The 18,127-nt window shown below is 71.1% G+C and carries 12 protein-coding genes and 1 pseudogene; 9 read left to right on the forward strand and 4 right to left on the reverse strand.

All coding sequences use genetic code 11. The features are described 5' to 3' along the window. Positions 1-67: 67 nt before the first annotated feature. Positions 68-2,248 carry an MMPL family transporter gene (locus OJ997_RS25580; protein ID WP_270028128.1) on the forward strand — a complete coding sequence of 727 codons (2,181 nt, stop codon included), beginning with the start codon at positions 68-70 and terminating at the stop codon, positions 2,246-2,248. A gap of 16 nt (positions 2,249-2,264) precedes the next feature. Here the strand turns inward: OJ997_RS25580 and OJ997_RS25585 are convergent. Continuing rightward, positions 2,265-3,041: pseudogene (locus tag OJ997_RS25585) on the reverse strand (EamA family transporter); the annotation flags it as partial. A gap of 48 nt (positions 3,042-3,089) precedes the next feature. Here OJ997_RS25585 and pdxR point away from each other — a divergent pair. Next, positions 3,090-4,616 (forward strand): MocR-like pyridoxine biosynthesis transcription factor PdxR, encoded by a 1,527-nt coding sequence (gene pdxR / locus OJ997_RS25590; RefSeq protein WP_270028129.1) that lies wholly within the window; start codon positions 3,090-3,092, stop codon positions 4,614-4,616. On the opposite strand, the gene OJ997_RS25595 is transcribed toward pdxR, so the two are convergent. After that, on the reverse strand, positions 4,597-6,408 hold the full coding sequence (locus OJ997_RS25595) for an alpha/beta hydrolase (RefSeq protein WP_270028130.1): 1,812 nt from the start codon (positions 6,406-6,408) through the stop codon (positions 4,597-4,599). The genes pdxR and OJ997_RS25595 overlap by 20 nt on opposite strands. Positions 6,409-6,531: 123 nt before the next feature. Between OJ997_RS25595 and OJ997_RS25600 the strand changes: the two genes are divergently transcribed. After that, positions 6,532-8,610 (forward strand): neprosin family prolyl endopeptidase, encoded by a 2,079-nt coding sequence (locus OJ997_RS25600; protein ID WP_270028131.1) that lies wholly within the window; start codon positions 6,532-6,534, stop codon positions 8,608-8,610. A 13-nt stretch (positions 8,611-8,623) separates the two neighbouring features. Beyond that, a complete protein-coding gene (locus tag OJ997_RS25605) occupies positions 8,624-9,019 on the forward strand; it encodes a hypothetical protein (protein ID WP_270028132.1) in 396 nt (131 codons plus the stop codon). Here the strand turns inward: OJ997_RS25605 and OJ997_RS25610 are convergent. Beyond that, complete coding sequence (locus OJ997_RS25610; RefSeq protein ID WP_270028133.1) at positions 9,013-10,164, reverse strand: SGNH/GDSL hydrolase family protein; 1,152 nt, start codon at positions 10,162-10,164, stop codon at positions 9,013-9,015. The two genes, OJ997_RS25605 and OJ997_RS25610, sit on opposite strands and share 7 nt — an antisense overlap. A gap of 71 nt (positions 10,165-10,235) precedes the next feature. On the opposite strand from OJ997_RS25610, the gene OJ997_RS25615 reads away from it, so the two are divergent. Genes OJ997_RS25615 through OJ997_RS25630 form a run of 4 tightly spaced genes read left to right on the forward strand, consistent with a single transcriptional unit; the run spans position 10,236 to position 13,646 of the window. Next, on the forward strand, positions 10,236-10,883 hold the full coding sequence (locus OJ997_RS25615) for a YwaF family protein (protein ID WP_270028134.1): 648 nt from the start codon (positions 10,236-10,238) through the stop codon (positions 10,881-10,883). Then, the gene (locus tag OJ997_RS25620; protein WP_270028135.1) at positions 10,877-12,067 is read left to right on the forward strand and encodes a serine hydrolase domain-containing protein; all 1,191 of its coding nucleotides are present in this window, start codon (positions 10,877-10,879) and stop codon (positions 12,065-12,067) included. The genes OJ997_RS25615 and OJ997_RS25620 overlap by 7 nt, the downstream gene beginning before the upstream one ends. Continuing rightward, entirely contained in the window at positions 12,067-12,777 is a 711-nt protein-coding gene (locus OJ997_RS25625; RefSeq protein WP_270028136.1) for a glutathione S-transferase family protein, read from the forward strand. The genes OJ997_RS25620 and OJ997_RS25625 overlap by 1 nt, the downstream gene beginning before the upstream one ends. Next, positions 12,762-13,646 (forward strand): alpha/beta hydrolase, encoded by an 885-nt coding sequence (locus OJ997_RS25630; protein ID WP_270028137.1) that lies wholly within the window; start codon positions 12,762-12,764, stop codon positions 13,644-13,646. Before OJ997_RS25625 ends, OJ997_RS25630 begins: the two co-directional genes overlap by 16 nt. Here the strand turns inward: OJ997_RS25630 and OJ997_RS25635 are convergent. Continuing rightward, positions 13,636-14,463: a hypothetical protein gene (locus OJ997_RS25635; RefSeq protein ID WP_270028138.1), complete on the reverse strand. Its 828-nt coding sequence runs from the start codon at positions 14,461-14,463 to the stop codon at positions 13,636-13,638. The two genes, OJ997_RS25630 and OJ997_RS25635, sit on opposite strands and share 11 nt — an antisense overlap. Before the next feature lie 158 nt (positions 14,464-14,621). Here OJ997_RS25635 and OJ997_RS25640 point away from each other — a divergent pair, with 158 nt between their 5' ends. Next, entirely contained in the window at positions 14,622-18,107 is a 3,486-nt protein-coding gene (locus OJ997_RS25640) for an amidase family protein (RefSeq protein WP_270028139.1), read from the forward strand. The last annotated feature ends 20 nt before the right edge of the window (positions 18,108-18,127 follow it).

Consider the following 18,127-nt stretch of genomic DNA (forward strand, 5'->3'; position numbering starts at 1 on the left):
GGGCGGTAGGTCGGAAAGCCAGCAGCCTCCACGGAAATAAGGCCTCGCTAAGCCGAACATCTTGAGCGTGACCGAGAACAAGAACTTCGCCGCCCGGATGGGCCGCTGGAGCGCCCAGCACCGCAAGAAGGCCATCTTCGGGTGGCTCGCGTTCGTCGTCGTCTCGCTGGTGGTCGGCAGCGCACTCGGCGTCAAGGCCCCCGAAGACGACACGACCTACGTCGGGGACTCCGGCAAGGCCCACCAGCTCGTCGACGAGCACTTCCCGTCCGAGAACACCGAGAGCGTCCTCGTCAAGGGCAAGGATGCAGGCGCGGTGCGCGCCGCGGTCGACGACACGCTCGCCGCCGTCTCCGAGCAGAAGGGCGTCTACGCCGTCGAGTCGCCCTACGAGAAGGGCAACGAGGGCCAGCTCGCAAAGGACGGCGCGGCGCTCGTGAACTTCAAGCTGCGCGGCGACGAGACCGCGGCCGAGGAGTCGGTCGCGCCCGTGCTCGCGGCGGTCGAGCGCGTGCAGAAGGCCAACCCGTCCGTGTTCGTCGGCGAGTTCGGGATGGCCTCCGCGAACAAGGCGCTCTCGAAGGCGTTCGAGGACGACTTCAAGAAGGCCGAGACGCTGTCGCTGCCGATCACGCTGCTCATCCTCGTGCTCGCGTTCGGCGCTCTAGTCGCCGCCGGCGTGCCGTTGCTGCTGGGTTTGTCCGCGGTGATGGCGGCCTTGGGGCTCGTGGCGCTGCCGTCCCAGCTGTTCCCGCTCGGTGACGAGGCGTCCTCGATCATCCTGCTCGTCGGCCTGGCCGTGGGCGTCGACTACACGCTCTTCTACCTGCGCCGTGAGCGTGAGGAGCGGGCCCGCGGCGTGGGCCATCGCGAAGCGGTCCAGATCGCCGCCGCCACGTCCGGTCGCGCGGTGCTCATCTCCGGCATCACCGTGATCGTCGCCATGGCGGGCATGTTCTTGGCCGGCGACCAGACGTTCACCGGGCTCGCGGTCGGCGCGATCACGGTCGTGCTCGTGGCCATGATCGGCTCCGTCACGGTCGTCCCGGCGCTGCTGACCGTCCTCGGCGACAAGGTCGAGAAGGGCCGCGTGCCGTTCCTGCACCGCCTGCGCCGTCAGGACGGCGAGAGCCGCGTCTGGAGCAAGGTGCTCGACCTCGTGCTGCGCCGCCCGGCGATCTCGGCCGTGCTCGCGACCGCGGTGCTGCTCGTCATGGCCTTCCCGGCGGTCGGCATGAAGGCCGTGCTCTCCGGCACGGACGACCTGCCGCGCAACCTGCCGGTCATGCAGGTCTACGACAAGATGGAGGCCTCGTTCCCGGGTGGCCAGATCCCGGCCGTCGTGACCATCAAGGCCGACGACGTGACGTCACCCGCGGTGACCGCCGCGGTGAAGGACCTCGAGACGCGCGCCGTGGACTCCGGTCGCTTCAACGCTCCCGCGGACTTGACCGTTTCGCAGGACAAGCATGTGGCCCAGATCGCGATTCCGATCAAGGGCTCCGGCACCGACACCGTCTCCAACGAGGGCCTGGCCGACCTGCGCCAGTCGCTCGTCGGGCAGACCGTCGGACGTGCGGACGGCGTGTCCGCGGCCTACGTGTCCGGCATGACCGCCGAGACCAAGGACTACGTCGACTTCCTCAAGAGCCGCGCGCCGCTGGTCGTCGGGTTCGTGCTCGTGCTCGCGTTCCTGCTGCTGCTCGTCACGTTCCGCTCGATCGTGATCCCGATCAAGGCGATCGTGCTCAATCTGCTGTCGGTCGCGGCGTCCTACGGCGTGCTGACCTGGGTCTTCCAGGACGGCCACTTCGAGAAGACGCTCGACTTCAGCTCCAACGGCGGCATCACCGCGTGGCTGCCGATCTTCCTGTTCGTGATCCTCTTCGGCCTCTCGATGGACTACCACGTGTTCATCCTCAGCCGGGTCAAGGAGGGCGTGGACCGCGGCATGAAGACCGAGGACGCCGTCGCGCACGGCATCAAGGCCACGGCCTCGACCGTGACCAGCGCCGCGATCGTCATGGTGGCCGTGTTCGCGATCTTCGCGACGCTGAGCTTCATCGACTTCAAGCAGATGGGCGTCGGTCTCGCGGTCGCGATCCTCATCGACGCGACGCTGGTGCGGGCGGTCCTGCTGCCGGCGACGATGAAGCTGCTGGGCAAGTGGAACTGGTACCTGCCGAAGCGGCTGCACTGGCTGCCCGAGTTCCGCCACGAAGCAGCGCCCGAGCCCGCCCGGGGCTAGCGCCCAGCGCGATGCCGATGGCCACGAGCGCCGTCCCCGCAAGGTCTGCGGTGGACGGCGTTCGGCCGTTGAGGGCGGTGTCGGCGGCCACGGCGGCGATCGGCATGAAGCCGACGAGCAGGCCGGCGCGGCCGCTGCCGAGCTGCTGGACGGCGCTGAACCAGAGCACGAACGCGAACGCGGTCGTGACGACGGCGAGGTAGAGGATCGCGGCCGTGTGCGTGACGGTCGGGGTGGGAATCTGGCCTCGCGTCAGGAGCGCGAGCTGGAGCGTGGCAAGGATCGAGGTCCAGGCGGCGACGCGCATCGGGCCGAGGCGGGGCAGCAGCGGCGCGGCGAGCAGCGTGAAGCCGACCTCGCCGACGAGCGCGGCGATGGCCAGGGCGGCGCCGAGGAGCGTGACGGTGGAGTCGGCGCCGTTGACGATCGCGGCGCCGGCGACGACGACCAGAGCGGCGGGCAGCACCTGGCGGTGGCCCGTCGCGAGCGCGAGGATCACCGGGCTCGCCCCGATGATCACGCCCGCGTTGGTCGCGCCGATGTGGTCGACGGCGGCGAGTACGGCGAGGTTGAAGCCGACCATGCCGACGGCGGCGGTCGCGTTCAGCAGCGCGAGCTCCTTCAGCGTCGGCTTGCCGATCCGGCCCTTGAGCAGCGCGACCAGGATCAGCGCGCCGATCGCGTAGCGGATGAACTGGCCCGCCGTGTACGAGTAGTCCGTGAGGGCATCGCTGACGGGAAACGACGCGCCGACGACGCTCGCCGCGATCGCCCCCTTGATCCATCCGTTCATGGTCGCTGACGGTACGGTCGCACTGGCCCGGGTGTAAGGTCCAGATCGGTGTCCGAAAACCAGGCCAGAGAGCTGCTGGTCGGCCTGCAGCGCGGAGCCGGCCCACTCCAGCGCCAGGTCGAGGACCAGCTCCGCGCGCTGATCCGCGACGGCCGCCTGGTGGCCGGCGAGCGCCTTCCGTCCTCCCGCGCCCTGGCGTCCGACCTGTCGGTCTCCCGCGGCGTGGTCAGCGACGCCTACGCCCAGCTCGCCGCCGAGGGCTGGCTCCTCATCGCCCCCCGCTCCGGCCCCCGCGTGGCCGACGCGAACCTAAAGGGGTCAGACCCCTTCGCGCGACAACTGTCGCGTAAAGGGGTCAGACCCTCTCACGCGACAGATGTCGCGGTGCGGTATGACCTGCGGCCCGGGCGGCCTGATCTGGCGCGCTTTCCGCGGGCGGATTGGTTGCGGTCGCTGGGGGTGGCCGTGCGTGGGGCCGGGGACGCGGAGCTCGACTACCCGCCGACTGCAGGGTCGACGCGACTACGGGGCGTGCTCGCGGCCTACCGCGGGCGGGTGCGGGGGACGCTCGCGACGGCCGACGACGTGCTCGTATGCCTCGGCGCGGCGCAGGCGTTCATCTCGCTCGCGGTGGCGATGCACGGCGCGCGGGTCGCGGTCGAGCGCCCCGGGCACGTCGGGATCCGCGAGCTGTTGCGCGTGCGTGGACTGCAGCCGGTGCCCGTGCGCGTGGACGACGAGGGGATCGTCGTCGACGAGCTGCCCGACGACGTGCGCGCGGTGCTCGTCACGCCCGCGCACCAGTTCCCGACGGGCGTGGTGATGTCGGCGGCGCGGCGCGCGGAGCTGCTCGCCTGGGCCGAGGCGCACGACGCGGTGATCGTCGAGGACGACTACGACGCCGAGTACCGCTACGACCGCGCACCCGTCGGCGCGCTGCAGGGGCTGCGGCCGGACCTCGTCTTCCACATCGGGTCGGTGTCGAAGACGCTCGCGCCGGCGCTGCGACTCGGCTGGCTGATCGCCCCCGCCGCCTGGCACGCGCGGCTGCTGGAAGCCCGCGAAGGGCTGGACCACGGGCTGCCCGCGCTCGAGCAGCACGCGCTCGCCGACTTCATCGAGCGCGGCGCCTACGACCGCCACATCCGCCGCAGCGCCCGCGCGTACCGGCGCCGGCGCGACGCGCTGCTGGAGGCGCTCGCCGCGCAGCTGCCGGACGCGACCGTGAGCGGCGCCGCGGCGGGCCTGCACGTCGCCGTCCACATCCCGGACGCCGACGAAGCCGCGCTCGTCGCCGCCTGCCGCGCACAGGGCGTGATCCTCGACGGCGCCGCGCAGCACGGCGCGGAGCCGCGCACGGGAGCCGCCGCCCTCGACGAGGCCGCCGGCCACGGTGCGGGCGCAATGCGCATGGGCGGCGCCGCCCTCGACGGCGCCGCGCAGCACGACACGGGCGCGCCGCGCACCGCCCGCCCAGCCTCACCGGGCTCGACGCTGTTGATCTCGTTCGCGGCCGTCCCCGACGCCGCCGCCGGGCACGTCGTCGAGCTGATCGCTAGGGCGCGGGGAGCCTGAGCACGGAGTCGCCGACTTGGACGCTCGCCAGCGGTTCCGACTGGCGCCACCGGACGCGCGCGGTGACCCCTGCGACGTGCAGCGTGGCGTCGACGCCGCTCGTGACCGGGTCGTAGGTGCCGGTGCCGTTGACCGGGGCGTCGGCGACGAAGCGGACGTTGATCAGCCGGAAGGCCGTGTCGCCGTCCTGCTCGGTCGCGGTGAAATGGCCGCCGCGCAGGCCCGGGCCGCGGTTGCCGGCCGAGTAGAGCCAGCGTGCGATCACGTCACCGAAGGCCTCGGCGGCGACGGTCGCCGCGCGCCGGGCGGGCTCGCCGGGATCGGGACCCGAGAAGAGCGTGGCGGGAGCCGCGTCGGCGAACGTGAGGGGGTACGCCCCCGCCGTGTGCGGGCGCGGGATGCCGGCGGCGCAGCTGTCCTTCAGCCGGCCGCCCACGAACGAGCGGATGACGATCCGGGCGCAGCGCATCCCCTCGACCAGGTGCGTGCCGCCCTGGGAGGTGACGTGGACGGTGTTGCGCAGGACGACGGTGCGGACGTTCGCGCCGAGCGCCTGCGCGATGACGGGGGCGTCGGAGACCGGCGTGAGCGAGTCCAGGTCGCCGCCGACGATCAGGACCGGGACGGACGCCGGCAGCCGGCGGTCGGGGAGCGCGGGCGGCGCACGCCGGGGACGCGGCCAGTCCGCGCACACGTCGTAGGGCTGCGTGAAGCCGCTCACGCTCGTCCACTCGGCGAGCGTGAACGGCGCGAAGGTCGACGGCGCGGGCTCGTCGAGGCCGAACACCTGCGGGTAGTCCGCGCACGCGACCGCGAGGTAGGCGCCGCGCGAGAAGTACGCCGCCTCGGTCGGCGTGTGGCTCCAGGTGTTCGCCTGGCCGACGAGCCGCAGCAGCGGCGCGCTGTCACCGCTCAGCGCGGCGCGCACCGAGGCGTCGAGCTCGCGCAGGATGAGCGGGTCGGAGGCCGAGTCCTGGACGAGGTCCGACAGCGTGCGCGGGTCGACGCGCACGCGCAACGGCGTGCCGTCCGAGTCCTTGGTCGCCCCGCTGATGGGCGTGATGCGCACCCGCTGCAGCAGCTGGTCCAGCCGCGCGACCGAGCCGGGCGAGACGAGCTCGAGGGCGCTGCGCAGCGTCGCGGCCGACGACGCGTACCACGGGTCGGTGTCGCGCCGCGGGTACGCGGAGTCGAGCGTCACCGAGTGCAGCAGTGACGGGTGGCGCGCGACGAAGTCCTGCACGAAGTACGTGCCGTAGGAGTCGCCGTAGAGGTCGACCCTGCCGAGCTTCAGCGCGCGGATGACCGCGGCGAGGTCGTTCACGGCGTACGCGGTGGCGAACAGCGACGGGTCGCCGTAGCGGCGCTTGATCTGCGCCGCGCAGCGCGCCGCCCGGCGCGCGAACGCCGGGCCGCTCGTCCGCCCCACGTACGACTGCACGGACGGGCAGTCGATCAGCGCCGACTCGCCCGTCCCGCGGTTGTCGACGAGCAGCAGGTCACGCGTGCGCAGCAGCGGCCCGAAGATCGCGCGGTACTCGGCGCGCGTGCCCGTCGAGGGATAGCCCGGCCCGCCCTCGACCGCGACGATCGCCGGCCCGGTCGCACGCTCCGTCGCCCGATAGAGCCGGAACGCGACGTCGATGCCGCGCCCGCGCGGCCGCTCCGGATCGAGCGGCCGCCGCAGCTCGCCGCACACCGCGCCACCGCACGGCCGCACCTCGACCGCGGCCTCCGCCGGTGCGGCGAGAGCCAGGACGAGGATCGCGGCGATGCCGACCCGGTACGCCATCACCGAATCGTACGCGTCTCGAGATAGCGAGCGTTCACGTTTTGGTGATCACCACGAAGACACACTTGAGAGACCAACGTCCGTTTAGCTCCTGATCACCAAAATCCGACAGGGGAGACTGGGATGAGTCGTGCACACCGGCGCTTGCGGCGCTGGGTCGTGGTCACGTCCTGCGTGCTGGGCGCCGCGGGGGCGCAACCGGCGCTCGCGGCGACGGGGATCGGGCAACCGGGCTACTACACGTACTACACCGTCACGCCGGCGGCCGGCACGAGCGTGGGCGTCAACGTCGCCAACGGCAACCTGCTGGTCAGTGAGCTCGACCTCGACCGCGGCGACGAGGGGCCGACGGGCGAGGGCACGTCGATCCGGCGGTACTACAACAGCCAGGGTGGAACGACCAAGAGCGGTCTCGGCGCACGCTGGACGCTGTCGACCGGGCCTGACATCAGCCTGCTCGTCACCAGCTCGGGGCAGACGGCGACGTTGAGCGGTCCGACGGGCTACGTCGAGACGCTCACGCTCGAGGATTACGAGTGGGTGGCGCCTGCCGGCTTCGAGGGGTACCTCACGGGATCGTCCAGCAGCCGCTCATTCCGCCGTCCTCGCGCGAACGCGTATCGCGAGTACTACACGCACATCTTCAATGGCCCGGCCGGAACCGTCCAGCCCGTGCGGTCTCACTACGACGAGTGGGGACGTGACTTCCATGTGGCCTACGACACGATCGCGGGCCAGCAGCGAGTGACCCACTACGGGACCCTCGAGGACCAAGCGGTGCACTTCGCCTACGACAGCGCGGCACGGCTGTCGTGGATCGATGGCTACTGGCAGGGCTTCTCGCCCACGCCGGAGCGGACGTACAGCTACGACCCGATCAGCGGGCGGCTGAACGGCACCCAGCTGGTCGGGCAGACGGGGGCGACGGAGTACGGCTACGACGCCAACGGGCTGCTGAACCGGATCGAGCTCCCGGGCGGCGAGCTGGTCGAGGTCGTCTATGACACGTCGGGGCGCGTGCAGCAGCTGACGACGACGCCTCCGGGCCAGGCAGCCGAGACCTTGGCGTTCGGCTACGAGTCGGGCGCGACGCTCGTGACCCGCCCCAGCGGGCACCGCGTTCGCTACCACTACACGACCGATCTCCGCGTGACCGGGGTCGACAACGTCGACCCCGGTGGCTTCACGTGCGGGCCCATGGTGGTCGGGGCACCGCCTGAGGCGTTGGACGCGGACGTCGACGAGCCGGTCGACGGCGCGCCGTCGACGCTCTGCCCGCCGGGACAGCAGGCGTTCCCGGTGCCTTCCTTCGGCCCGAAAGACTTGCCACCCGACGACGAGGAGCCCGCCCTCGGACGGGCCGCGGCCGATGGGTGCATCAAGCGGCTACAGGATCCCACCCAGCCGTTCTACTGCTGGGCGGGCTACCGGCACAAGTTCACGAACGCCAACGACGAGGACCCGATCACGGGCAGCCGTGCGCTGATCAGCGTGCATCAGCAGACCGTCGAAGCGGCCGTCCCGATCTCCAGCGATCCCCAAGACGGAACGCGGCTCATGCACACGGTCGCGGAGATCGCACTCCATGACCGCCGTGGCAACGTGGTCGAAGTTGGATGGAAGGTGGACAGCGGCCAGACCCGGCCGACGATGTTCGTCTACCACTGGGTCCACAACGTCGGCAAGGGCTACTCCGTCGGCTGCGAGATGGCGCCCGGCTCGCCGATCGTCCTCGAAGAGACGCCGCTGCCGTTGACGTCGGCCACGTCCGGCCGCACCTTCGGGTTGCGTTACCGCCCCGCGTCGCAGGTCTCGGACGGGAACCCCGAAGGCTGGGTCGCGTACTACGGCACCAAGGCGGTCTGCACGTTCCCGACGGTCGACATCTCGGAGGACAAGCCCGCGCTCTGGCCTGCCGCCGACGAGTTCCACGACGCGCACCAGGCCGACTGGTTCGGCGAGATCACCACCGCGGTGTCCGACGAGCCGTGCTCCACGATGGGGAACGGCGTGCGCGGAACCACGCAGGGCTCGGCGCGCTTCTCGCGGGTCCGCGTCTACCGTGGCTCCACCCTCTCGACGATCCCGGAAGCGAAGCTGAACACGCTCAGCTCGGAGGCGGTCAATGACTTCTACGACGAGGAAAAGCTCGACGACGGCGTCTTCCGGTACGGCGGCGCGCCTGTGCCGAGTTGCGATTAGCGGCACGGCATCGATGCTGATCTGCGCCGCGGCTCCAGCCGCGGCGCAGGGCGCCTGCGGGGACGGCGCGCCGCCGGCGGCGCGGCTCGAGCCGGCGGTCCTGGCTGACGAGTGGGTGCAGAGCAGCCTTCGACCTCCGCGCGTGCGGATGCGCCTGGAGGGCACGGTGAGCGCGGACCGTCCCGTCGAGGCGTGGTTCCGGTACGGCACGCACGGGCTCGGGCGGCGCACGCCGCGCCAGTGCGTCGGGCCGGGCGAGAACGTTCCCGCCACGGCCGTGGTCCCGCTCAAGACGCCCGTCGATCTGCTGATCATCCAGCTGGTCGTCAGCGACGGGATGCGCGTCGTCGAGACGGAGGTCCTGACGAGCGCGCACTTCCAGCCGAAGGGGCTGCCGCCGGGCTACTGAAGGCTCATGTTCGGCTCACCCTTCGCGTTCAGGCCGTTGCCGCGCGCGCACGACCCGCCGCGGGGCGCGCCGCCGTTGTAGGCCTGGCGGAAGCAGTTGCGCAGCGCGAGCTGACCCCAGTAGTTCGGGTGTCCGTCCTCCTGCAGCTGGTACGGGCCGAAGATCGTCGAGACGGTGCGGATCTGGTGCACCCACTCGGTCTTGTCGACCGCGCCCGGCGACTGCCAGGTCGCGATGCCCTTCTCCTCGAGCACGCCGACCGTGTTCTCGCACAGGCGGCGGCCGTACAGCGCGCCGACCGCGTCCAGCAGCTGCACGTTCGACATGCCGGCGACCGCGTTCTTCACGCTGGTGTTGAGCGTCTCCACGACCGTGTTGCGCGCCCAGTTGATGTCGGCGTTCCAGGCGCCGCAGCCGCCGACCGACTGGCGCGACCAGCCCGACTCCGGGTAGCGCATCCCGCCCGACAGCGGCAGCGGCGCGGAGTAGGTCTGGGCGAGGATCTCGTAGCGCGACTCGCTGTAGCCCGCGTTGGCCATCGCCTGCTTGATCCGGGTGAACGCGGCGCGCACGTTCGCCGTGATCGCGTTGATGTTCGCGGCCGAGAACATCGCGGTCATGCTCGCGTCGTCGTGGCAGTAGTTCTTCCACCACGACGGGGACGTGATCCAGTTGGTCACGCACGTCTCGAGGATGTCCGCGAAGCCGTAGTCGTTGGCGCCGATCAGCACCACGACGGCCTTGATGTTCTGATCCGTGGTCGCGAGGTCCTGCAACATCCGCGCCTGGCCCTTGTTGGCGCCGCTGACGGCGAAGTCGATCCCGGGCTTCCACTTGCCGTCGCTCGTGCGCGAGTACGTCCGCGCGCCCGAGCAGGCGAGGTTCACGGACCGAAGGCCGTCCCCGATGTGCACCTCGGCGGCCTTGGAGCGATGGCAGCCCGGCGTCGCCTCGGCCCCACCCGCGTCGTTGTAGGCGGAAGCGCCCAGCGCGTCGGTCTTCGACGCCGCCTGGTTCGTGTTGCCCGCCCAGCGCCCAGCCTCGCCGGAGATCGCCGAGTCGCCCATGGCGACGACGGTGTCGGCGCTCGCCACCCCCGGGGCAGCGAGGGCGATGGAGACGGCGGCCAGCGGGATCCAGCGCATAGGGACTCTCCTCATGGTGCGGACGAACCGGATCAGACCACGCCCGCGTTGGTGAAAGCTTGGGCGCTTCTATGCGCCAGTTCTCGGTCGAGCACCTCGTCGTCCTCGCGCTCACGGTCGCCGCGATCGTCGTCGCCATCAAGGCCCCGAAGGCGATCCCGCCGAAGGTCCTCGCGGTCGCGATCGGCGGCGCGTTCGCGATCGAGTTCGCCGTCCGCGCGACCGACGGGAGTTGGAACTGGGGCTTCGACCTGCCGCTGCACCTCTCCGACGTCGTCTCGCTGCTCGCGCCCGTCGCGCTCTGGACCCGCAAGCCGCTGCTCGTCGAGGTCCTCTACTTCTGGGCGCTGACCGCGTCGCTGCAGGCCGTGATCACGCCGGACCTCTACCAGACGGTCCCGAGCGTCTTCTTCTTCACCTACTTCCTCACCCACAGCGGCGCCGTGATCGCCGCCTGCCTGCTCGTCTTCGGGCTGAAGCTCAAGCCGAGACCCGGCGCCGTGAAGCGCGTCTTCGGCGTCACGCTCGGCATGGCCGCCGCGGCCGGCCTCGGCGACGTGCTCACGGGCGGCAACTACATGTACCTGCGCGCGAAGCCGTCCCAGGCCTCCCTGCTCGACCAGATGGGACCGTGGCCGCTCTACATCGTCATCGCGGCGGTGATCGCGGTGATCCTCTTCGCCGCGCTCGACCGGCTGGCAAGATCCCCCCGGTGCTGAACGCCGAGATCGACCCCGCCGAAGCCGGCTTCGACCCCCAGCGCCTCGCGCGCATCGACACCCACTTCGCCCGCTACGTGGACGAGGGCAAGCTGCCGGGCTACCTCGCCGTGATCGCCCGCGACGGCAAGGTCGTGCACGTCGCCAAGGCCGGCCAGGCGGATATCGAGGCCGGCCGCGCCGTCGCCGACGACACGCTCTGGCGTATCTACTCGATGACCAAGCCGATCACCTCAGTCGCGCTGATGCTGCTGTGGGAGGCGGGCGCGTTCGAGCTCAAGGACCCGATCGAGACCTACCTCCCGGCCTTCAAGGACGCGCGCGTGTGGGCGGGCGGGAACCAGAACAAGCCGATCACGCGCCCCGCCGTCGAGCCCATCCGCATCTGGCACCTGCTCACGCACACCGCCGGCCTCACGTACGGCTTCCACTACGCGCACCCGCTCGACGGCGTCTATCGCGACCACGGCTACGAGTTCGGCAGCCGCGCCTCGCTCGCGGACACGGTCGACGCCTTCGGTCAGCTCCCACTGCTGTTCGAGCCGGGCACGGAGTTCAACTACTCCGTCGCCACGGACGTCCTCGGCCGTCTGATCGAGGTGCTCTCCGGCCAGTCGCTGGACGTCTTCCTGCAGGAGCGGATCTTCGCCCCGCTCGGGATGACCGACACCGCGTTCAGCGCCGTCGACCCCGACCGGATGGCCGCGCTCTACCAACCGGGCCTCAAGCGCGACGACCGCATGGGGCAGGTCGCGCTGCACACGCCGGCGATGCTCTCGGGCGGCGGCGGGCTCGTCGGCACGGCCGCCGACTACCACCGCTTCACGAGCATGCTGGTGGCGGGCGGCGCGCCCCTGCTCGCACCGCGTACGCTCCGCCTCATGGCCCGCAACCACTTGCCCGGCGGCGCCGAGCTGAAGGACATCGCGCGCCCGACGATCTCCGAGACGCAGAACGACGGCATGGGCTTCGGCCTCGGGTTCTCGGTCGTGCTCGACCCCGCCGCGACCAAGCTCGCCTCCCCGGCCGGTGAGCTCGCCTGGGGCGGCCTGGCCTCCACCGCGTTCTTCGTCTCGCCGCAGGACCGACTCAGCGTGCAGTTCTTCACGCAGATGATCCCGTCGAGCGCGTACCCGCTGCGCTCGCAGCTGCGCCAGCTCGTCTACCAGGCGATGACGGACTGATGCGCGCGAAGCTGATCGGCGTCCCCGGCTCGCACCCGTGCCTGAGCGCGGAGCTGATGCTGCGCCACAAGGGCGTCGAGTTCACCCGGTTGGACCTGCCGAACATGACGCACAAGGCGATCCTGCCGCTGATGCGCTTCCGCGGCTCGACGGTGCCGGTCATGCGCATCGAGGGCAAGCGCGTGAGCGGGACGATGAAGATCGCGCGGGCGCTCGAGGCGCTCGTCCCGAACCCGCCGATGCTGATCGCGGACGAGGGCGAGGAGGCGTGGGCCGACAGCGTCCTCCAGGACGGCGTGCGCCAGCTGGCGCGCACGGCCATCAGCCTCGACAAGGAGGCGATGGGGAGCTTCCTGCACGACCCGCTGCTCGGCATCCCCGCGAACCTGGTCAAGCCGACGCTCCCGGCGATCCGGCCCGTCGTCGCGCGCCAGATGCGGCCCAAGCCCGGCACCGCCGAGGCGTGCCTGCAGGCGCTGCCCGGCCAGCTCGATCGCGTCGACGCGTTGCTCGAGCAGGGCGTGATCGGCGGTGAGCAGCCGAACGTCGTCGACTTCCAGGTCGCGCCGTCGGTGCGGCTGATGCTCAACTTCGACCAGCTGCGCGAGCACATCGACGGCCGGCCCGCCGCCGCGCACGCCCGCCGGTTCGTGCCCGATTATCCCGGCCGGTTCCGGGCAGTATTCCCGGACGCATGGCTGCCGTTCTGAGACAAGACATCACGCTCGGGGGCGAGGTCGCGGCCTGGCTGTGGCATCCCGAGGGCGCGACGGGCGCCGTCGTGCTGGGCCACGGCTTCTCCGCCGTGCGCGACCAGCGCATCGACGCCTACGCCGAGCGCTTCGCGGAGGCGGGGCTCGCGGCGCTGCTGTTCGACTACCGCCACTTCGGCGCGAGCGGGGGCCAGCCGCGCCAGCTGCTCGACATCAAGCGTCAGCTCGAGGACTGGCGCACCGCGATCGCCTACGCCCGCGGGCTCGACGGCATCCAGCACGTCGGCCTGTTCGGCTCCTCCTTCGGCGGCGGGCACGCGCTCCAGGTCGCTGCGAGCGACCCGAACATCAGCGCCGCCGTCGCGCAGTGCCCGATGACGGACGGGCTGCAGGCCGCGCTGCGGATGCCGCCCAAGACCGCCGTGCGGGTGGCGAAGGTCGCGCTTCAGGACGAGCTCGGCTCCCGGCTCGGGCGCAAGCCGAAGTACATCCAAGCCGTCGGCCGGCCGGGCGAGGTGGCGATCATGTCCGCCCCGGACTCGCAGCCCGGCTTCGAATCGCTGACGCCGGAAGGCTCGCAGTGGCGCAACGCGGTCGCGGCGCGGATCGGCCTCTGGGTCGGCACGTACCGGCCGGGCCGGCACGCGGCGTCGATCACCTGCCCGGTGTTGATCGCCGTCTGCGAGCAGGACTCGCTGGTGAGCGTGGACGCCGCGGCCAAGGTCGCGGACGACGCCCCGCAGGGGGAGCTCGCCCGCTATCCGATCGGCCACTTCGACATCTACACGGGCGAGTGGTTCGAGCGCGCAGTGACACGCCAGGCGGAGTTCCTGGCGCGCCACCTGACCGCGACGACTACTCCGTGATCGAGATGTAGACGCGCTTGCGCGGGTTCACGGGCGTGCCCGCGGTCGCGGTGCCGTCGCTGTTGCGCGGGCTGACCACGAGGGCGTTGGCGCTCTTGGAGTTCGCCGGCGCGCACTCGACGGCGACCGTCTGGCAGCGCGCGACGCTGACCTCGCCACCGAAGTTCGGCTCGGCGCCCGCGGCGCCGTCCGTGTCGATCTTGTTCTGGATCGCGATCGTGGCCTGCAGGCCCTTGCCCGCGAGCGTCGCGCCCGAGTCGATGTAGACGTTCTGGTTGGTCTGGTAGGCGTCGAGGATCGCGAAGCCGCCCGACTGCTCCTCGATCTGGCCCGCCTCGTTGATCAGCAGCCAGCGCGTCTTGAGCGACGCGGCGTCCGCGCCGTCCACGCGGTCGGCGTTCAGGCCGGTCGCGACGCCGGTGGCGTTGGTCGTGAACGGCTTCTTGGTGTCGCCGCCGGCGCCGACGGTGATCGAGCCGGCGCTCTCGGCGCCGACGGCGTTGAACTCGAACGCGAAGCCGGTGGACAGGTTGTTCGCGCGGATGCACGGGTTCTTGGGCGGGGTGGCCGTCGAGCCGCCCGCGGTCGAACGACAGCCGTAGATCGCGCCGCCGCCGCTGGTGGACTTGTTGGACTGGCGCGTCGTGTAGCCGGTCGCGTTGTTGGAGATGATCTCGGTCTCCTTGGTGGCGGTGCCGTTGCGCGCGCCTTCACGCAGCGCATCGCCGGTCGCCGCGACCCCGAGCGGCGCGATCCCGAGGACGAGGATCGTGGAGGCGATGACGACGTGACGGACACGCGTGTGAGATGAACGCATGGTGAGGCCTGCGCCGCGGATCGCCCGGCGGATGACTCAGTTGGCGCCGTCACGGTGCCCGACGCGCAACTGAGAGATTGCTCAACACCCACTGGTCGAACACGAATCCGACATCCGGTCCAATGTGAGACGCCAATGGGGCCGCCAGTCTCCCGACCATGGAGAAACCTGCTCGAGCCGCGTCGCGGCTGGCGGCGGTCGCGTGCGCGCTCGGTCTGATGATCGCGGCGCCGGCGTCTGCTGCCGACCTCGACCTTGAGACGCTGGACGGGCCGACGGCGGTCAAGCTGATGGACGAAGGCAAGCTGACGTCCGTCGAGCTCACCCGCGCGTACATCGCCCGCATCGCCGCGCTGAACAAGCGCGGACCCGGCCTCAACGCCGTGTCGCAGCTCAACTCGCAGGCCATCAAAGACGCGGCGCTGCTCGACAAGGAGCGCAAGGAAGGCAAGCTGCGCGGGCCCGCGCACGGCCTCCCGGTCCTGCTCAAGGACCTGATCGACGTCAAGGGCATGTACACGTCGGCGGGCAACTTCTCGCTGCGCAACTCCTTCCCGGCGATCGACTCCGGCGTGGCCAAGAAGCTGCGCGAGAGCGGCGTCGTGATCCTCGGCAAGCTCGGCCTCTCCGAGTACGCCAACTACTTCGGCAACCAGCCGTCGGGCTTCGCGAACCTCACGGGCCAGGTGCTCAACGCGGTCGACGCCGACCAGAACCCGTCGGGCTCCTCGTCCGGCTCGGGCTCCGCGTCCGCCGCCGCGCTGTCGACGCTCGTCGTCGGCACGGAGACGTCCGGCTCGATCATCTCGCCCTCGCAGGCGAACGGGCTCGTCGGCCTGCGCCCGACGGTCGGGCTCGTCCCGGGCTACGGCATCGCGCCGATCTCGGCCTCGCAGGACACGGCCGGCCCGATGGACCGCACGGTCGCCAACGCGGCGCTCACGCTGCAGTCGATCGCGGGCTACGACGCCCACAACGCGGAGTACTACAAGGGCATCTGGGGCGCGGGCGTGCCCGACGAGGAGATCATCCCGCCGGTTCCCGCCACGGTCCCGAACTACGTCTCCGCGCTGGACCTGAACTTCGTGCGCGGCAAGCGCATCGGCTACAACGGCACGCTCACCGACGGCACGCCGCTCAAGCAGGCCTACGACGCACTCGCCGCCGCCGGCGCGATCCTCGTCGAGCGCCCGGTGATCAGCCCGAGCGGCATTCCCGGCGGCGTGCTCGCCTACGAGGCCAAGCGCGACATCGGCTCCTACTACAAGCACCTCGGCCCGGACGCGCCCATCAAGTCCGTCGAGGAGGAGATGGCCGACAACACGCTCAACGCCCACGAGGCGCTGAAGTTCGGCAACGCGACGCACGCCAGCGCGTTCGCAATCGATATCTCGCCCAACTCGCCAGCCTCAGTCCAGTACCGCAGTGACGTGCTGATCGGCAAGCAGCTCAGCCACTCCGGCATCGACCGGATGATGCAGAACGACACGCCCGCCGACCCCAGCGACGACTTCATCGCGATCCTCGGCAGCGTCTCCAACGGGGCCCGCGCCGGCTACCCGCAGATGACGATCCCGATGGGCTACAACGACACGCTGCGGCGCACGCTGAACGTCTCGATCCACGCGAACGCGTACAAGGAGCGGGACCTGATCGGCGTCGGCTACGTGATCGAGCAGGGCACCAAGCTGCGCAAGCCGGTCTCGCAGATCAACCCGAGCATGTACCGCTGCGCCGACACGACGCCCAAGCCGGCGTTCGCCGAGCGCGGTGCGTGCAACCCGGACTACAAGTCGGCCCTGAAGCTCGCGGGCGGCGCGGAGACGATCCTGCCGTTCTCGCTCGAGACGGAGTCCGCGTCCTCGCTGCGTGACCGGCTGGCTTCCGGCACGCTGACGAGCGAGGCGCTGACGAAGGCGTACCTGACGCGGATCGCGCTCGTGAACGCCGAGGGTCCCGCGCTCCAGGCCGTGCGTTCGCTGAACGCCGATGCGGTCGCGCAGGCCAAGACGCTGGACACGGAGCGCGCTGCCGGCACGGTCCGCGGCCCGCTGCACGGCCTGCCGGTCCTGCTCGACGACACGATCGACGCCGCCGGGCTCCCGACGACGGGCGGCTCGATCGCGCTGCAGAACGCGAAGCCGGCGGCCGACGCGGCGCTCGTGACCAAGCTCAAGGCGGCCGGCGCGATCGTGCTCGGCAAGACGAATGTCACCGAGCTCGGTGGCCTGTTCGACGCCAACCTGCCCGAGGGCTACTCGTCGCTCGGTGGCCAGGTGCTGCTGCCGTCCGACACGGACAAGACGCCGGCGGGCTCGTCGGCGGGTAGCGCCGCGGCCACGGCTTCCGGCCTCGCCGCGCTGACGATCGGCACCGAGACCTCGACCGACACGGCTCAGCTGATCGCGCCCGCGGGGGTTGCGGGTGTCGTCGGCCTGAAGCCGTCGGTGGGCGCGGTGTCCACCGCGGGCGTGTTGCCGATCGCGAAGGCGCAGGACGCGGCCGGCCCGATCACCCGCACGGTGGCCGACGCGGCGACCGCGTTCGAGGTCCTCTCCGGCAAGACGGTGAGCCTCAACGCCTCCGCCACGGGCACGAAGGTCGCGGTGATCAACAGCACCGCTGCCCCGTACCCGGCCGCGATCACGGCGCTCACGGGCGTCGGCGCGACCACGGTCACCAAGACGATCGGGACGCCGGCCAACGTGCCGAGCATCGTCACGCGCTCGTTCGAGAAGGACCTGAACGCGTACCTGGGTGGGAAGAGCTCGCTGGCGCAGATCGTCGCCTACAACACCGCCAACCCGGTCGAGGGCCTCAAGTACCAGCAGCGGGAGCTGACGGCGGCGCTGTCGCCCGATCTCACGGGGCTGGAGGCCGACACGACCGCGGGCCAGACCGCCAACGCGGCCGTGATCGACGCGCTGCTCGCCGACACCGACGTGATCATGGTGCCGTCCGGCAACGCGCTCGTCGGCTACGCGGACCGCGCGGGCTACCCGGTCCTGACCGTCCCGGCCGGCTTCGGCACGGGCAGCACGGGCCGCAACCCGATCGGTGTGACCTTCGTCGCGGCGAAGGACGCGGAGGCGAAGCTGCTCTCCGCGGGCTACGCGTTCGAGCAGGCCACGAAGGTCCGCCAGGCGCCGTCGTACACGAACCCGAGCATGTTCCGCTGCGTCCCCGGCTCGACGTTCTTCTCGCCGCACCACTGCCACCCGGGCGACCTCGAGTCCCCGACGGCGGCCGGTCCGAACGAGACGGCGGTCGCGGGTGACGTGGGCGGCACGGTGCCGGCGACGCTCTCGCTCACGCTGGGCACGCCGCCGACGTTCGGCACGTTCATCCCGGGCGTCGCGAGGACCTACAGCGCCTCGACGAAGGCCACGGTCATCTCGACCGCGGGCGACGCGACGCTGACGGTCGCCGACCCGAGCGCGACGGCGACGGGCCATCTGGTCAATGGCTCGTTCTCACTGCCGAAGCCGCTCGGCGGGCTGGGCGTGGTCAAGACGTACACCGGGCCGGTCTCCAACGACGAGGCGACGGTGACGTTCACGCAGGAGATCGGTGCGAACGACGCATTGCGCACCGGGACGTACTCGAAGACGCTGGTCTACACGCTGTCGACGACTACGCCATAGGGGTTGCGCGTTCACTGGGT

It is taken from the genome of Solirubrobacter phytolaccae, from assembly GCF_027587195.1.
GTDB lineage: Bacteria > Actinomycetota > Thermoleophilia > Solirubrobacterales > Solirubrobacteraceae > Solirubrobacter > Solirubrobacter phytolaccae.

What these genes read in the sequence shown, in the direction of transcription:
- OJ997_RS25630 (WP_270028137.1), top strand. Translation starts at nt 12,762, where the DNA reads ATGGCTGCCGTTCTGAGACAAGACATCACGCTCGGGGGCGAGGTCGCG.
- OJ997_RS25605 (WP_270028132.1), top strand. Translation starts at nt 8,624, where the DNA reads ATGCTGATCTGCGCCGCGGCTCCAGCCGCGGCGCAGGGCGCCTGCGGG.
- OJ997_RS25615 (WP_270028134.1), top strand. Translation starts at nt 10,236, where the DNA reads ATGCGCCAGTTCTCGGTCGAGCACCTCGTCGTCCTCGCGCTCACGGTC.
- OJ997_RS25635 (WP_270028138.1), bottom strand. Translation starts at nt 14,463, where the DNA reads ATGCGTTCATCTCACACGCGTGTCCGTCACGTCGTCATCGCCTCCACG.
- OJ997_RS25600 (WP_270028131.1), top strand. Translation starts at nt 6,532, where the DNA reads ATGAGTCGTGCACACCGGCGCTTGCGGCGCTGGGTCGTGGTCACGTCC.
- OJ997_RS25610 (WP_270028133.1), bottom strand. Translation starts at nt 10,164, where the DNA reads ATGCGCTGGATCCCGCTGGCCGCCGTCTCCATCGCCCTCGCTGCCCCG.
- OJ997_RS25640 (WP_270028139.1), top strand. Translation starts at nt 14,622, where the DNA reads ATGGAGAAACCTGCTCGAGCCGCGTCGCGGCTGGCGGCGGTCGCGTGC.
- OJ997_RS25595 (WP_270028130.1), bottom strand. Translation starts at nt 6,408, where the DNA reads ATGGCGTACCGGGTCGGCATCGCCGCGATCCTCGTCCTGGCTCTCGCC.
- OJ997_RS25625 (WP_270028136.1), top strand. Translation starts at nt 12,067, where the DNA reads ATGCGCGCGAAGCTGATCGGCGTCCCCGGCTCGCACCCGTGCCTGAGC.